General features: G+C 68.9%; 10 protein-coding genes. 5 read left to right on the top strand and 5 right to left on the bottom strand.

The features are described from left to right. Positions 1–7: 7 nt before the first annotated feature. A complete protein-coding gene (glyS, locus tag NON00_RS18300; protein WP_256024073.1) occupies positions 8–2251 on the top strand; it encodes a glycine--tRNA ligase subunit beta in 2244 nt (747 codons plus the stop codon). A gap of 12 nt (positions 2252–2263) precedes the next feature. After that, a complete protein-coding gene (ppdK, locus tag NON00_RS18305) occupies positions 2264–4933 on the top strand; it encodes a pyruvate, phosphate dikinase (protein WP_256024076.1) in 2670 nt (889 codons plus the stop codon). A 206-nt stretch (positions 4934–5139) separates the two neighbouring features. Here the strand turns inward: ppdK and NON00_RS18310 are convergent, their stop codons facing one another. Together NON00_RS18310 and NON00_RS18315 are read right to left on the bottom strand one after the other, a co-directional pair. Then, on the bottom strand, positions 5140–5826 hold the full coding sequence (locus tag NON00_RS18310; RefSeq protein WP_256024079.1) for a hypothetical protein: 687 nt from the start codon (positions 5824–5826) through the stop codon (positions 5140–5142). Positions 5827–5960: 134 nt separating this feature from the next. Beyond that, positions 5961–6824: a folate-binding protein YgfZ gene (locus NON00_RS18315; protein WP_256024082.1), complete on the bottom strand. Its 864-nt coding sequence runs from the start codon at positions 6822–6824 to the stop codon at positions 5961–5963. 151 nt (positions 6825–6975) lie between these two features. On the opposite strand from NON00_RS18315, the gene NON00_RS18320 reads away from it, so the two are divergent. The 3 genes from NON00_RS18320 to asnB all read left to right on the top strand — a co-directional run bounded on the left by NON00_RS18320 (position 6976) and on the right by asnB (position 10895). Beyond that, entirely contained in the window at positions 6976–7971 is a 996-nt protein-coding gene (locus tag NON00_RS18320) for a glycosyltransferase family 9 protein (RefSeq protein ID WP_256024085.1), read from the top strand. Between the two features lie 76 nt (positions 7972–8047). Beyond that, complete coding sequence (locus tag NON00_RS18325) at positions 8048–9121, top strand: glycosyltransferase (protein ID WP_256024088.1); 1074 nt, start codon at positions 8048–8050, stop codon at positions 9119–9121. A 7-nt stretch (positions 9122–9128) separates the two neighbouring features. Next, entirely contained in the window at positions 9129–10895 is a 1767-nt protein-coding gene (gene asnB, locus NON00_RS18330) for an asparagine synthase (glutamine-hydrolyzing) (RefSeq protein WP_256024090.1), read from the top strand. 4 nt (positions 10896–10899) lie between these two features. On the opposite strand, the gene NON00_RS18335 is transcribed toward asnB, so the two are convergent. The 3 genes from NON00_RS18335 to der form a co-directional block, all read right to left on the bottom strand. Next, positions 10900–12240: an MBL fold metallo-hydrolase gene (locus NON00_RS18335; RefSeq protein ID WP_256024093.1), complete on the bottom strand. Its 1341-nt coding sequence runs from the start codon at positions 12238–12240 to the stop codon at positions 10900–10902. Continuing rightward, a complete protein-coding gene (locus NON00_RS18340; protein WP_256024095.1) occupies positions 12233–13570 on the bottom strand; it encodes a hemolysin family protein in 1338 nt (445 codons plus the stop codon). Before NON00_RS18340 ends, NON00_RS18335 begins: the two co-directional genes overlap by 8 nt. A 151-nt stretch (positions 13571–13721) precedes the next feature. Then, positions 13722–15065, bottom strand: a complete 1344-nt coding sequence (gene der / locus NON00_RS18345; protein ID WP_256024098.1) for a ribosome biogenesis GTPase Der — start codon at positions 15063–15065, stop codon at positions 13722–13724. Positions 15066–15216 lie beyond the last annotated feature (151 nt).

Raw genomic sequence — 15216 nt, forward strand, 5'->3', positions numbered from 1 at the left:
GCCCCCGATGCCCGAACTTCTGCTCGAACTCTTCTCCGAGGAAATCCCCGCCCGCATGCAGGCGCGCGCGGCCGAGGACCTGTCGCGCCTGCTGGGCGAGGCGCTGAAGGGCGCGGGTCTGGCGGCGGAGGGGCTGCGGGTGTTCCACGGCCCGCGCCGCCTGACGCTGGTGGCGGCACTGCCCGCCGCCACCGCCGCGGTGGAGGATGAGCTGGCCGGCCCCGCGCCGGAGGCGCCGGAGCGCGCCCTGGCCGGCTTCCTGGGCAAGGCGGGGCTGACCGAGTCGGCGATCCCGGCCATCCGCGCCGCCGCCGCCACGGCGGGGGAGGAGGTGGTGGTCCTGGCCGAGGGCGCCACCACCCTGGTGATCCGGCGCGAGAAGAAGGGCGCCAAGCTGCTGGCGCGCGTCACCCGCCCGGCGGTGCCCACCGGCGCGCTGCTGGCGGAGATCATCCCCGGCCTGCTGCGCCGCTTCCCCTGGCCGAAGTCGATGCGCTGGGGCGGCACCAGCAACTTCGTCTGGGTGCGGCCGCTGAAAAGAATCCTCTGCCTGTTCGATGGCGCGGTGGTGCCCTTCACCCTGGCGCAGGGCGAGGATGACGGCCACGGCCTCGCCAGCGGCGATCAGACGGAGGGGCACCGCATCCTCTCCCCCGGCGCCTTCGCGGTGCAGGATTTCGCCGGCTACGCGGCGCAACTCGCCGCCCGGCATGTCGTTCTGGACCCCGTCGAGCGTGCCCGCCTGGTGCGCGACGGTGTGGCGGCGCTGGCCGCCGCGGAGGGGGTCGCGGTGGTGCCGGATGAAGGGCTGGTGGCCGAGGTGGCCGGTCTGGTGGAATGGCCCGTGCCGCTGCTGGGCCGCATCGACGATGCCTTCATGGACCTGCCGCCGGAGCTGATGCGCACCACCATGCGCGTCAACCAGCGCTATTTCGCCCTGCGCCGGCCGGATGGCACGGCGGCGCCGTGCTTCGCCGTGGTCTCCAACATCGCCGCCACCGATGGCGGCCGGGCGGTGGCGGGCGGCAATGAGCGCGTGCTGCGCGCCCGCCTCTCCGATGCCCGCTTCTTCTGGGACCTCGACCGCCGGCAGTCGCTGGAGAGCTTCCTGCCGAAGCTGGACGCGGTGGTGTTTCACGCGAAACTCGGCACGCAGGGGCAGCGCGTGGCGCGGCTCGCGCGGCTGGCCGCCTGGCTGGCGCCGCGCGTCGGCGCCGATCCGGCCCTGGCCGGGCGCGCGGCGCGGCTCGCCAAGGCGGACCTCGCCTCCGGGCTGGTGGGCGAGTTCCCTGAGCTTCAGGGCATCATCGGCCGCTACTACGCGCTGAAGGATGGCGAGGATGCCCGCGTGGCGGAGGCCATCGCCGCGCATTACCGGCCGATGGGCCCGGGCGATTCGGTGCCGGCGGAGCCGGTGGCCATCGCCGTCGCGCTGGCCGACAAGCTGGACCAGCTGGTGGGCTTCTTCGCCGCCGATGAGCGGCCGACCGGCTCGGGCGATCCCTATGCGCTGCGCCGCGCGGCGCTCGGCGTCATCCGCATCCTGCGCGAGAACGGGCTGCGGCTCGACCTGCCGGATGTGCTGGCGGAAGCCTTCTTCGGCTTCCCGCAGGCCACCGGCACGACCGCCGAGCCGGAATTCGGCATGGCGGTGGCGCAGGAGGCGATGAAGGCCGGCTTCACCCCGGACCCGCGTGGCGCGCACCCGCCCATGGTGGCGGCCTTCGCCGCCGGGCTGCTGGCCTTCCTGGCCGAGCGGCTGCGCGTGCAGCTGCGCGCCGAGGGCGAGCGGCATGACGTGCTGGCCGCCGTCTCCGCCGCCGGCGGCGGGGGCGATCTGGTGCGCCTGCTGGCCCGCGCGGGCGCGCTGCGCGCCTTCCTGGAGGGCGAGGACGGGGCCAACCTGCTCGCCGCCTATCGCCGCGCCGCGAATATCCTGCGCATCGAGGACAGGAAGGACGGCCCGCACGGCCCCGAGACGGAGGCCGCGCTGCTGGTGGCGGAGGAGGAGAAGGCCCTCTCCGCCGCGCTGGAGGAGGCGCTGCCCAAGGCCCGCGCGGCCCTGGCGGCGGAGGATGACAGGGCGGCCATGGCCGCGCTCGCGACTTTGCGGGCGCCGGTGGATGCCTTCTTCGACAAGGTGGTGGTAAACGATCCGGAGGCGAAACTCCGGCGCAACCGGCTGGGCCTGCTGGCCCGGCTGCGGTCGGCAATCGACCCGGTGGCGGACTTCTCCAAGATCGAAGGCTGAAGGAAACCCGAGATGCAGAAGTGGGTGTATGGCTTCGGCGCCGGCCGCAATGACGGCAAGGCCGAGATGCGCAACCTGCTGGGTGGCAAGGGCGCCAACCTGGCGGAGATGGCGTCGATCGGCCTGCCGGTGCCGCCGGGCTTCACCATCACCACCGAGGTCTGCACCTATTACTACCAGCACGGGAAGCAGTACCCGGCGGAGCTGAAGGCGCAGGTGGCCGAGGCGCTGGCGCGCATCGAGCAGGCCGTGGGCCTGACCTTCGGTGACGAGGCGAAGCCGCTGCTCGTCTCCGTCCGTTCCGGCGCCCGCGTCTCCATGCCGGGGATGATGGACACCGTGCTGAATCTCGGCCTGAACGACCGCACGGTGGAGGGGCTCGCCACCGCCTCCGGCGATCCGCGCTTCGCCTGGGACAGCTACCGCCGCTTCATCCAGATGTATGGCTCGGTGGTGCTCGACGTGGACCACCACCGCTTCGAGGAGATCATCGAGGACACCAAGCTGGACCGCGGCGTCACCGAGGATACCGCGCTCACCGCCGCGGACTGGAAGCACGTCGTCACCCAGTACAAGGCGATGGTGGAGGAGGTGCTGGGCAGCCCCTTCCCGCAGGACCCCGAGGCGCAGCTCTGGGGCGCCATCGGCGCCGTGTTCGGCTCCTGGATGAACCAGCGCGCCATCACCTATCGCCGCCTGCACGACATCCCGGCCGAATGGGGCACGGCGGTGAACGTCCAGGCCATGGTGTTCGGCAATATGGGTGAGGACTGCGCCACCGGCGTCTGCTTCACCCGCGACCCCTCGACCGGCGAGAATATTTTCTACGGTGAGTACCTGATCAACGCGCAGGGGGAGGACGTGGTCGCCGGCATCCGCACGCCGCAGCCGATGTCCGAGGCCCGCGCCAAGCCGGGCGAGCGCAGCATGGAGGTGGCCATGCCCGCCGCCTATGCCGAACTCGTCAAGGTCCGTGAGACGCTGGAAAAGCACTACACGGACATGCAGGACATCGAGTTCACCGTGCAGCAGAACAAGCTGTACATGCTGCAGACCCGCAACGGGAAGCGCACCGCCGCGGCCAGCCTGAAGATCGCCGTGGACATGGCGCGCGAGGGGCTGATTGACGAGGCGGAGGCGGTCAAGCGCGTCGCCCCCGGCTCGCTGGACCAGCTCCTGCACCCGACGCTGGACCCGAAGGCGCCGCGCAAGCTGCTCTCCAAGGGCCTGCCGGCCTCGCCGGGCGCCGCCTGCGGCACCGTGGTCTTCTCCGCCGACGAGGCGGAGACGCGCGCCGCCAAGGGCGAGAGCGTCATCCTGGTCCGCATCGAGACCAGCCCGGAAGACATCCACGGCATGCACGCCGCCAAGGGTATCCTGACCACGCGCGGCGGCATGACCAGCCACGCGGCGGTGGTGGCGCGCGGCATGGGCCGGCCCTGCGTGGCCGGTGCCGGCGGCGTGGTGGTGGATTACATCAGCCAGCAGTTGCGCGCCGGTGGGCAGACCGTGCAGGCGGGCGAGACCATCACCCTCGATGGCGCCACCGGCGAGATTTTCCTCGGTGCCGTGGCGATGGTGGAGCCGCAGCTTTCCGGCGATTTCGCCACGCTGATGGGCTGGGCCGACAAGGTGCGCCGCCTGAAGGTGCGCGCCAATGCCGAGACGCCGCTGGATGCCGACACCGCCAAGAAGTTCGGCGCCGAGGGCATCGGCCTCTGCCGCACGGAGCACATGTTCTTCGACCCGGCGCGCATCGGCGCCGTGCGCCAGATGATCATGTCCGAGAGCGAGGGCGGCCGCCGCGACGCGCTGGCCAAGCTGCTCCCCTTCCAGCGCGCCGATTTCTCTGAGCTGTTCCGCATCATGGCGGGCTTCCCGGTGACGATCCGCCTGCTCGACCCGCCGCTGCATGAATTCCTCCCCCACAAGGAGGAGGAGCTGGCCGAGGTGGCGGAGAGCCTGGGCACCGACATGGCCACCATGCAGCGCCGCGCCGCTGATCTCTCCGAGGCCAACCCGATGCTCGGCCATCGCGGCTGCCGCCTCGGCGTGACCTTCCCCGAGATCTACGAGATGCAGGCGCGCGCCATTTTCGAGGCCGCCGTGGCCATCGCCAAGGAGACGGGCAAGGCGCCGGTGCCGGAGATCATGATCCCGCTGGTGGCCACCCGGAAGGAGCTGGAGATCACCCGCGCCCAGGTGGACAAGGTCGCCCGGGAGGTCTTCGCCGAGGCCGGCCAGGAGATCGAATACCTGGTGGGCACCATGATCGAGCTGCCGCGTGCCGCGCTGACGGCCGATGCCATTGCCGGCGTGGCCGATTTCTTCAGCTTCGGCACCAACGACCTGACGCAGACGACCTTCGGCCTTTCCCGCGACGATGCCGGCAAGTTCCTGCCTTACTACGTCGAGAAGGGCATCCTGCCGAAGGACCCCTTCGTCTCCATCGACCCGGAGGGCGTGGGCGCGCTGGTGCAGATCGCCAAGGAGAAGGGCCGCGCGGTGAAGCCGGCCATCAAGCTCGGCATCTGTGGCGAGCATGGTGGCGACCCGTCCTCGATCCAGTTCTGCGAGAGTGTCGGGCTGGATTACGTCTCGTGCTCGCCCTACCGCGTGCCGGTGGCGCGTCTGGCGGCGGCGCAGGCCGCCCTCTCCGGCGCCTCCGACCGCACCGCCTGATTTTTTTCAGGCTGCCGCTGTCCCGTTGCGAGGCGGGACGCGGCGCTGGGCCGGAGGGGCGGCTGTGAGTGCCGCGATCCCGTCGCGGCCCTGACCGGCAGCTTGCAGAAAAAAGAAGGGGGTCCGGGGGAATTCATTCCCCCGGCCTTTTTTTCAGGCTTTCTTTCAGGCTGCCGCTGTCTGGTTTCCAGGCGGGACGCCGGGCGTCAGGCGATTTTCTCGCTGCCGCCGGGCAGGCTGGTGAAGTTGCGCAGCCGGGTTTCGATGCTCTGGAACAGGTTGCGCTGGGCCGGGCTGAGCGGGGCCTGTGGCTTTTCCAGCCGGTTCTCCAGCCAGCGGGCGACGGCGCCGGCGCCCTGGCGGTGGGCGGCGGCGACCAGCCCGGTGCGGGTCAGCAGGATGGGCTGGCCATCCACCCCGGTGAGGCGCCGCCCGGCCTTGTCGAAGGCGCCATTGGCGGAAAGCTGTTGCTCGGTGCGGCGCAGGTAGTCGGCCATGGCCTGTTCCTGCGCGGTGGGGCGGGCGAGGAAATCGGCCTCGCTGCGGACGCCGGCGGCGGCGGCGCGCTCGGTCCAGCGGCCCTGCGCGTCCTGCCAGCCGATATCGCGCAGCGCGACGGGCAGGATCTGGTAGCGCCCGAGGGCGCCGGAGCGGGTATTGCGGATGGCATAGCCCTGGCAGGGTTCATCCGCGGTGCCCTCGGCCTCGGCCAGCAGGCTGCGCAGCGGGGAGGCTCTGGCGGGGGCGAGGGGGTCGCCGGCCATGGCGCGGGCCGCGGCCTTGCGGGCGAGCAGTTCGGGCGCGGGCAGGCTGGCTTCGGGGGGCGGGGGCGGCAGGCTGGCCAGGGCACGCTTGGAGCCGGCGCTTTTCCACTCCGTGCTTTTGCTGTCCATCAGCTTCTGGAAGGGGCTTTTCAGGCCTCCGGACAGGGCCGCCGCCCCGGCCTGTGGGCCTGGGACGGACGGCGCGGCGCTTTTCGCCGCAATCGGCAGGGCTTCCATCATGCCGGCACGATGACCGCCAAGCCCTAAGAAACCGTTCCTCCCTGTGGCGCCTGTGTCGTGGCCTGAGGCGCTGTCTCCGGCAGGCGCATCCATTCCGGCGGGCGGGGCCGCAGCAGGGCCTCGCCGCAGGCGAGCGCCTCGCCGGCGGTGAAGGGCAGGCGCAGCAGTGCCAGGCCCAGCCCGGCGGGGTGGCCGGAGCGCATCTCCCCCGCCTCCGCCCCATCGCGCAGGATGGGGGTGCCGGGGGCGGGCAGGGGGCCTTCCACCGCCACCGGCACCAGCCGGCGCTTCAGCAGGCCGCGATATTTGGTGCGCGCCGTCAGCTCCTGCCCCATGTAGCAGCCCTTGCTCCAGGAGACGCCGGACAGCTCGTCGAAGCCGGCTTCGAGCAGGGTGGATTTTTCCGCCTCCAGGTCCGGCGCGCCATCGGGCAGGCCGAGGGCGAGGCGGTGCAGGGCATAATCCCCCGCCTCTCCCGGGGGGGGCGGGGCGGCGGCGGGGAGGAGGGCGCGCCACCCCGCTTCCGGCCGGCGCGGATCCGGCGCGGCGGGCACGCCCTGCGGCATCGCCGCCCCGCCCCAGCCGGCGAGGAGGGCGAGGTCCTCCCGCACCGCCAGCGCCACGCGGGAGCGCAGCCGGAAGCGGGAGAGGCGCTGCACCAGCATCGCCGCCTGGTCCGCCGCCACGTCCAGCAGCAGGCTGTCCGCCCCGGCGAAGATGAAGAAATCGGCCAGCCACTTGCCCTGCGGGGTCAGCAGCGCGGCCCAGATGGCGCGGCCGGGGGCGGCCTGCGTCACGTCGTTCGAGACAAGGCCCTGGAGGAAGCTGGTCCGGTCCTCGCCGGTCAGTTCCACCACGGCGCGGTGGGGGAGGAGAGAAAGGGGCATGGTGCAAGCATGTGGCATGCCTCCCGGCCGGGACAAGCCATGCGGAAGGGGCGCGCCCCGCCGCCGCCATGGCCCGCGCGCGCTGCTTTCCGGACTGGATCAGGGCTGGATCAGGACAGGCGGCGGAAACCATGCTAAGCGCCGCGTAACCATGCGCATCCTCTTCGTGACCGCCACCCGCATCGGGGATGCGGTGCTCTCCACCGGATTGCTCGACCACCTGCTGCGCGCCCATCCCGGGGCCCGCGTCACCGTGGCCTGTGGACCCGTGGCCGAGGGCATCTTCGCCCGGATGCCGCAGCGGGAGGACACCATCGTCCTGGCCAAGCGCCGCTTCTCGCTGCACTGGCTGATGCTGTGGAGCCGTGTCGCCGGGCGGCGCTGGGACCTCGTGGTGGATCTGCGCGGCTCCGCCCTGTCCTGGCTGGTGTGGACGCGCCGGCGCGCGGTGATGCGCGGCGGGCGCCGCCCCGGCCACAAGCTGCTGCAACTGGCCGCCGTGCTGGGGCTGAAGCCGGCGCCGCGCCCCGTCGCCTGGTTCGGCCCGGCCGATGACGCCCGTGCCGCCGCCCTGCTGCCGCCGGGGGAGGGGCCGCTCATCGCCCTCGGCCCCAGCGCCAACTGGGCGGGCAAGGTCTGGCCGGCGGAGCGTTTCGTGGCGCTGTTCCAGGCCCTCACCGGCCCTGGCGGGCGGCTGGAAGGCGCCCGCCCCGTGGTGCTGGCCGGCCCCGGCGCCACCGAGGCCGCCCTGGCCGCCCCCGTCCTCCAGGCCCTGCCCGGCGCCATCGATGCGGTGGGCCGGCTGGAACTGCCGGAGGCCGCCGCCCTGCTCGCGCGCTGCGCCCTGTTCATCGGCAATGATTCGGGGCTGATGCACCTCTCCGCCGCGGCGGGGGTGCCGACGCTCGGCCTGTTCGGCCCGACGCCCGCCGGCGAATATGCCCCCGTTGGCCCGCGTGCCCGCGCCGTGCTGGCGCGCGGCCTGCCTGGCAAGGCGCCGATGGCGGCGCTCTCCGTCGAGGCCGCGCTGGAAGCCGCCATCGCCCTGCTCGACACGCCGCCGGCCGGGGCCTGGGACGAGGTGGCCGCCGCGACAGGCGCCGCGACAGGCGCCGGGGCTGGGGCTGGGGCTGGGGCCGGGGCATGAGCCACCCCCGCCCCGTGTCGGCAACGCTGGCCGGGGCCGGGCATTCAACGCAGGCCCGCCGGGATGGAGAGCAGGCATGAGGATCGCCCAGATCATGGCCGGGGCCCGCATGGGCGGGGCGGAGGGCTTCTATGAGCGCCTCACCACCGCCCTGCATGCCAGCGGCGAGGAGGTGCTGCCCCTGCTGCGGCGGGATGCGGCGCGGGCGGCGCGGCTCTCGGTGCGCGGCCTCGCCCCCGTGCAGCTGCGCTTCGGCAACCGCTGGCTGGATCCCGTCACCCACTGGCGGCTGCGCGCCGAGCTGCGCCGCTTCCGCCCGCAGGTGGCCGTGGCCTGGATGAACCGCGCCGCCAGCTTCACCCCGCGCGGGCCGTGGACGCTGGTGGGCCGCCTCGGCGGCTATTACGACCTGAAGTATTACCGCCACTGCGACCACCTGGTGGGCAATACCCGCGACCTCGCGCGCTGGATCACCGAACAGGGCTGGCCGGCGGAGCGCACCCACTACCTGCCCAACTTCGCCGACGACATGTGCGACGTGCTGCCCGCCGCGCTGGAGGAGCTGCCGCGTGGCGCGCCGCGCCTGCTGGCGCTCGGGCGCCTCCACCGCAACAAGGGCTTCGACACGCTGCTGCGCGCCCTGCCGCAGGTGCCCGGCGCCGTGCTGGCCCTGGCCGGCGAGGGGCCGGAGCGCGCCGCGCTGGAAGCCCTGACGCGCGAGCTGGGCGTGGCGGAGCGGGTGCGCTTCCTTGGCTGGCGGCAGGATGCCGGGGCGCTGCTCGCCGCCTGCGACGTCTTCGTCTGCTCCAGCCGGCATGAGCCGCTGGGCAATATCGTGCTGGAGGCGTGGAGCGCCACGCGCCCCGTGGTGGCCGTGGCCGCCCAGGGCCCGGCCGAGCTGATCCGCGATGGCGAGACCGGCCTGCTGGTGCCGCAGGACTCGCCCGAGGCGCTGGGCCAGGCCATTGCCGGGCTGCTCGCCGCGCCGGAGCGCCGCGCCGCCCTGGCCGCCGCCGGCCGCGCCGCCTATCTGGCCGGCTATGCCGAGGGCCCCGTGCTTGCGCGCTGGCGCGCCTTCCTGCAACAGGTGGGGGAGGCCCCCGCCGCCGCCCCGGCGCCGGGGGCGCAACCTCTCGGCGGACGGGCCTGAAACCTCCATGTGCGGCATTGCCGGCCTCATCCTGAAGCAGGGCGCCACGCCCGACGCCGCCCTGGTGCAACGGCTGATCGCCGCCATGGCGCATCGCGGGCCGGACGGGGTGGGGCAGCACCTCGCCGGCCAGGTCGCCCTCGGCCATAACCGGCTGGCGATCATCGACCTCGCCACCGGGGACCAGCCGCTGTTTTCCGGCCCGGCCACGCTGGTCGGCAATGGCGAGGTCTATAACTACCGCGAATTGCGCGCGGAGAATCAGCTCGCCTGCGCCACCGGCAGCGACTGCGAGCCGCCGCTGCACCTCTTCCGCCGCGACGGGCTGGCCTTCGCCGACCAGCTGCGCGGCATGTATGCCCTTGCCATCCATGACCGCGCCACGCGGCAGGTGGTGCTGACGCGCGACCCCTTCGGCATCAAGCCGCTCTACCTCGCCGAGACGAGGGACGGCATCGCCTTCGCCTCCGAGGCCCAGGCGCTGATCGCCGCCGGGCTGGTGGCGCCGCGCATCCGCCCCGAGGCGCGGGCCGAACTGCTGCAACTCCAGTTCACCACCGGCGCCGAGACCATTTTCGAGGGCATCACCCGCCTCCTGCCCGGGGAGACGGTGGCGGTCTCGGAAGGCCGCGTGCTGGAGCGCCGCCGCCGTGCCGCCCTGCCCGAGGGCGGCCCCATCGCCACCACCGAGGCCGAGGCCCTGGCCGCCTTCGACGCCGCCTTCCAGTCCAGCGTCGAGCTGCACCAGCGCAGCGACGTGCCCTATGGCCTGTTCCTCTCCGGCGGCACGGACAGCGCGGCGGTGCTGGCCATGATGGCGCGGCTGAATGACAGCCCGGTGCGCGCCTTCACCGCCGGCTTCGACGTGCCCAGTTCCCAGAAAGGGGGTGCGGCCGATGAGCGCGAGCGCGCCGCCGCCCTGGCCCGCGCCGTGGGGGCGCGGCATGAGAGCATCACCGTCACCGAGGCCGAGGTCTGGCGCCATCTGCCCGAGATCGTCGCCGCGATGGACGACCCGGTGGCGGACTACGCCATCATCCCCACCTGGTTCCTCGCCCGCCGGGCGCGGCAGGAGGTGAAGGTGGTGCTCTCCGGCGAGGGCGGGGATGAGCTGCTGGGCGGCTATGGCCGCTACCGCGCCGCCATGCGGCCCTGGTGGCTGGGCGGCAAGGCCCCGCGCAGCCGGGGCGCCTTTGACCGGCTGGACGTGCTGCGCGCGCCCCTCACCGGCTGGCGGGACGGCATCGCCGCCGCCGAGGCCGCCGCCGCCCGGCCCGGCCGCACCCGGCTGATGGCCGCCCAGGCGCTGGATGTGGCGGACTGGCTGCCCCATGACCTGCTGCTGAAGCTGGACCGCTGCCTGATGGCCCATGCGGTGGAGGGGCGCACCCCCTTCCTGGACAGCGCCGTGGCCGCGGCCTGCTTCCGCCTGCCGGATGCGCTGAAGCTGCGCCATGGCGCGGGCAAGTGGCTGCTGCGCGAATGGCTGGCCCGCCACCTCCCCGCCGCCGAGCCGCACCGGCCGAAGCAGGGCTTCACCGTGCCGGTGGGCGCCTGGATCGCCGCCAGGGGCGAGACGCTCGGCCCGCTGGTGGCGGCGCAGCCGGGGGTGGCCGAAATCGCCCGGCCGGACCGCGTGATCGCCCTCTTCAAGGCCGCCGCCGGGAAGCGCGAGGGCTTCGCGGCGTGGCATCTTCTGTTCTACGCCCTCTGGCATCGGCGGCATGTGGAAGGGGTTATGCCGGAGGGGGATGTGTTTGAGGTGTTAAGGTGAGTTACTAGAGCACGCTAGCCGCAAATGTGGGCTCTATTGCGTTATAATCTTCTTTGTTTATCGACAATTTTTTGCTTTTTAAATCAAAGAATATTTCGCTAAATTCTGTATTCTGAAAAAAATTCTCGACGAAATCACGGATTTTTCCAAAAATCAAACTATAATCCCAATAAAAATCAAAAATTAACCCTTCATTTGCATCGAGCACGGTAAAAATTTTTTTTGATTTTTTTCTAAAAAAATCGATAGACTCTGCGTGAGGATGTCCGTAGGAATTATTTCTTCCAGCACAAAAAACAGAATGGTCTATGTTTATGTCCATTTTTTCTGGGATGGATTTTCTCGACCCATGATGCATGACTTGAAATACGTTAAAGCGCATTTTTCCCCAAAAAATTTTTCTTGATAACATTTCGATGTCGGATATTGTTTTTATTGACGCGTCTCCAGTTAATAAAACGCTAAATCCACAATGAAAATCCCATCTATCTTGAGGTGATGGAGTATCATAAAGTAACTTGTTTGGATAATTTAATAATCCAAAAAAACCATGCTGCATATAAAAAAAAGTCGAAAATTGATTATAATCAGAATTAATGTTTTTGTTTTTACATAATTCTTCATAAGCTTTTCTATGAGCCTTCTTTAACTCTTTCAGGTCTTTGTGGGTTTTTGATTTTTTGTAAATATCGTAATGTTTCAAGCATTTGGTTTTTATTGATAAAATTTCTTTCTTTTCTAGAGGGCATATATTAAAAAATCTAATCACTATTCCCGAGATTAAAATACGAAATCCCGAAGAAGTTTCGCGATGATTTTTATTTTTTTCTTCGAAATCATCGGCCTTGGTGATTAATTTGAGATCGGTGTCTGGGAGATCTCTAATAAAATCCCCATCATAATCTATGATTTCCTCAATAGATAGCGGAGAAATTTCTAATAAATTTATATTAAATTTAGAAGCAAAGTTACGAATTTTATTTCGAAATCTACGCGATTTTTTATTTATAAAAAAATCAACGTCATCGAATGCGGGAATGATTAGCATTTTTATGTCAAATTTTTTTGCTAAACAAACAAATCCATTAACATGATCTTCGTGAAAATGAGATATGACCATTATGTCGATTTTTTTTTCATTTTCATTTTCATTTTTATTTTTATTTTCATAACGTTCTATGCTTTTTTTTAAAAAACGAGTACTTGAATTTGTCCCGCAATCGTAAACTATATTATAAGATTTTTTATTTATTTTGATATTAATAGATGTAAACCCTCCTTGGCCTATAGGCCAAAATTCAATAGAAATAGAATTTAAATCATCAATATTAGAAACTCTATGCATGATTCTTCCTTATTACCAACAACTGGTTCACCCGGAACCCTTCCACGTCCATCACCTCGAAGACGAAGCCGGCGGCTTCCACCTTGTCGGCCTTGCGCGGCACGCGCCGTAACTTATGCATAACAAAGCCCCCGGCCGTGTGGTAGGGGCCATCCAGCGGCAGGTCTTCCGTGCCCAGCGCCACCGCCACATCGGCCAGCGGGGCGATGCCGTCCACCAGCCAGGAATCCGCGTCGCGCTGGAGGATGGCGCGCTCCTCGAAGGGGTCGGCCAGGCCGCCCACCAGCGCCGCCAGCACGTCCTTGTAGGTCACCAGCCCGGTCACCACCGCGTATTCGCTCACCACCAGGGCGAAGCCGGCCTTCTGCGCCTCGAACTGCGCCAGCACCTCCCACAGGTCCAGCGTCTCGGGCACCGAGGGCACGTCCCGCCGCATCGGGCCGGGGGCGGGGGCATTGGGCTTCAGCGATTCCGGCTTCAGCGCGGCCACGCCGGCCTGGAGCACCTCGGCCAGCACATCCTCGGCGCGGGTATAGCCCACCACATGGTCCAGCCCGCCCTCGCAGACCGGGTAGCGGGAATAGGGCTTGCGCCGCACCTTCTCCCGCCAGGCTTCCGGCGTCTCCTTCAGGTCGAGGAAGACGATCTCGTCCCGCGGCGTCATGGCCGAGGTCACGCTGCGCTCGCGCAGCGCCAGCACATTCTCGATCAGCCGGTGCTCGGCCGCGTCCAGCGCGCCGGATTCGGCGCCGGCGGCCAGGGTGGCGCGCAGTTCCTCGGGCGTCACCGTCTCCGGCACCGCGCCGGTGGGCAGGCCGAAAAGCCGCATCAGCCCGTCCGCCAGCCCGGAGAACAGCCAGACCAGCGGCCGGAAGAGCCGCACCGACAGCGCCGGAAACCAGCCGGTGAGCACCGCCACGCGCTCCGGATAGGCCATCGCCACCCGCTTCGGCACAAGGTCGGAGAGCAGGATGAACAGCGTGGTGACGGTGACGAAGGACAGCGCCGAGGCCGCGCTCATGGCCCATTCCCCGGCGCCGAGGCGCTCCAGCACCGGGGTCAGGGCAGGGGCCAGGACGGGGGTGAGCGCGCCCTCGCCCAGCACGCCGCCCGCCACGCCCAGCGCGTTGACCACGATTTGCAGGGCCGTCACCACCGGGGCGGGGTTCTGGCGCAGCAGCAGGAAACGCGCGGCGCGCGGCTCGCCGCCCTCGGCCAGCAGGCGCAGGCGCGTCTCCCGCGCGGCGGCGAAGGCGATCTCAGACAGCGAAATCAGGGCGCCAATGCCGCTGAGCACCAGGATCAGCAGCAGGGCCAGCAGGATATCCACGGGAAACGGCCTTTCTGGTCAACGCGTTGCGCCAGAATGCCATAAGCCGGGGGCTTGGGTGTTGCGGTTTGGGGAAAGCGCCGAGAAAGAAGCGGGGGGGCGCTGCCCCCGCACCCCTGCCGGGGGGACAAGGTCCCCCCGGACCCCGCTGTCAGTTGGAGTCTTCGGCGAAGGGGTTCTTGCCGCCGCGGGCATTCACGCGCACCGGGACGCCGGGCATGTCGAAGGCGTCGCGGAAGCTGTTCACCAGGTAGCGGCGGTAATCCTCGGGCAGGTCCTCGGCGCGCGGGCCGAAGACGGCGATCGTCGGCGGGCGGGCCTTCGGCATGGTGGCATAGCGCAGCTTGATGCGGCGGCCATCGACCAGCGGCGGGGAATGGCGGGCCACGGCGGCCTCGAACCAGCGGTTCAGCTCGCCGGTGGGGATGCGGCGGTTCCAGCGCTCCACCGTCTGCCGCACGGCGGGCATCAGCCTGTCCACGCCCTTGCCCGTCATGGCGGAGAGGGTGACGACGCTCACCCCCTTCAGCTGGGCGAGTGAGGCGGTCAGCACGTCATCCAGGGCGCGGCGGGCGGCGGCGCGGTCTTCCACCGCGTCCCACTTGTTGAAGGCGATGACCACGGCCCGGCCCTCGCGCTCCGCCAGCCGGGCGATGCGCAGATCCTGCTCATCCATGCCGAGCTTGGCATCCAGCACCAGGATGGCGGCCTCCGCCTCCTTCAGGGCGGCGATGGTGGCGGCCACCGACATCTGCTCCAGCCCCTCGATGATGCGGGCCTTCTTGCGCATGCCGGCGGTGTCCACCAGCCGCACCTTGCCGCCGGTCTCGTCCATCCATTCCACCGCCACGGCGTCGCGGGTCAGGCCGGGCTCGGGGCCGGTGATCATCCGCTCCTCGCCCAGCAGGGCGTTCAGCAGGGTGGACTTGCCGGCATTGGGCCGCCCGACGATGGCGAGGCGCAGCGGCCTGGTGCGGTCGCGGGTTTCCTCGTCCTCCTCCTCCGGCAGCAGGGTGGCGGCGGTGGTGTGGAGGTCGGCGATGCCCTCGCCATGCTCGGCGGAAATGGCGATGGGGTCGCCCAGGCCGAGTTCATAGGCCTCATAGGCCGCCATGCCGCCGCCGCGCCCCTCGGTCTTGTTGGCGATGAGCAGCACGGGCACGCTCTGCCGCCGCAGCCAGGCGGCGAAGGCGCGGTCCGAGGGGGTGATGCCCGCGCGCGCATCGACGACGAAGAGCACGAGGTCGGCGTCACGGATGGCGGCCTCGGAGCTGGCGCGCATGCGGCCGGCGACGGTTTCGGGCGGCGCTTCCTCAAGCCCCGCCGTGTCGAGCAGCAGCACGTGGCGGCCGCCGAGGCGGGCCTCGGTTTCCTTGCGGTCGCGGGTGACGCCAGGGGTGTCGTCCACGATGGCGAGCCTGCGCCCGGCCAGACGGTTGAACAGCGTGGACTTGCCCACATTGGGGCGGCCGATGATGGCGATACGGGGGAGCATGATGCCCCGGGCTTTACAGCGTATCGCCGCCCAACAAAACCAAAACTGACAGCGGGGTCCGGGGGGACCTTGTCCCCCCGGCGGGGGTGGGGGGGGGGGGCCCCCCCTAAAACGTCAGCACCCGCCGCACCCAATACACATCGAGCGAACC

It is taken from the genome of Roseomonas sp. GC11 (genome assembly GCF_024437745.1).
Classification (GTDB): Bacteria; Pseudomonadota; Alphaproteobacteria; order Acetobacterales; family Acetobacteraceae; genus Pseudoroseomonas.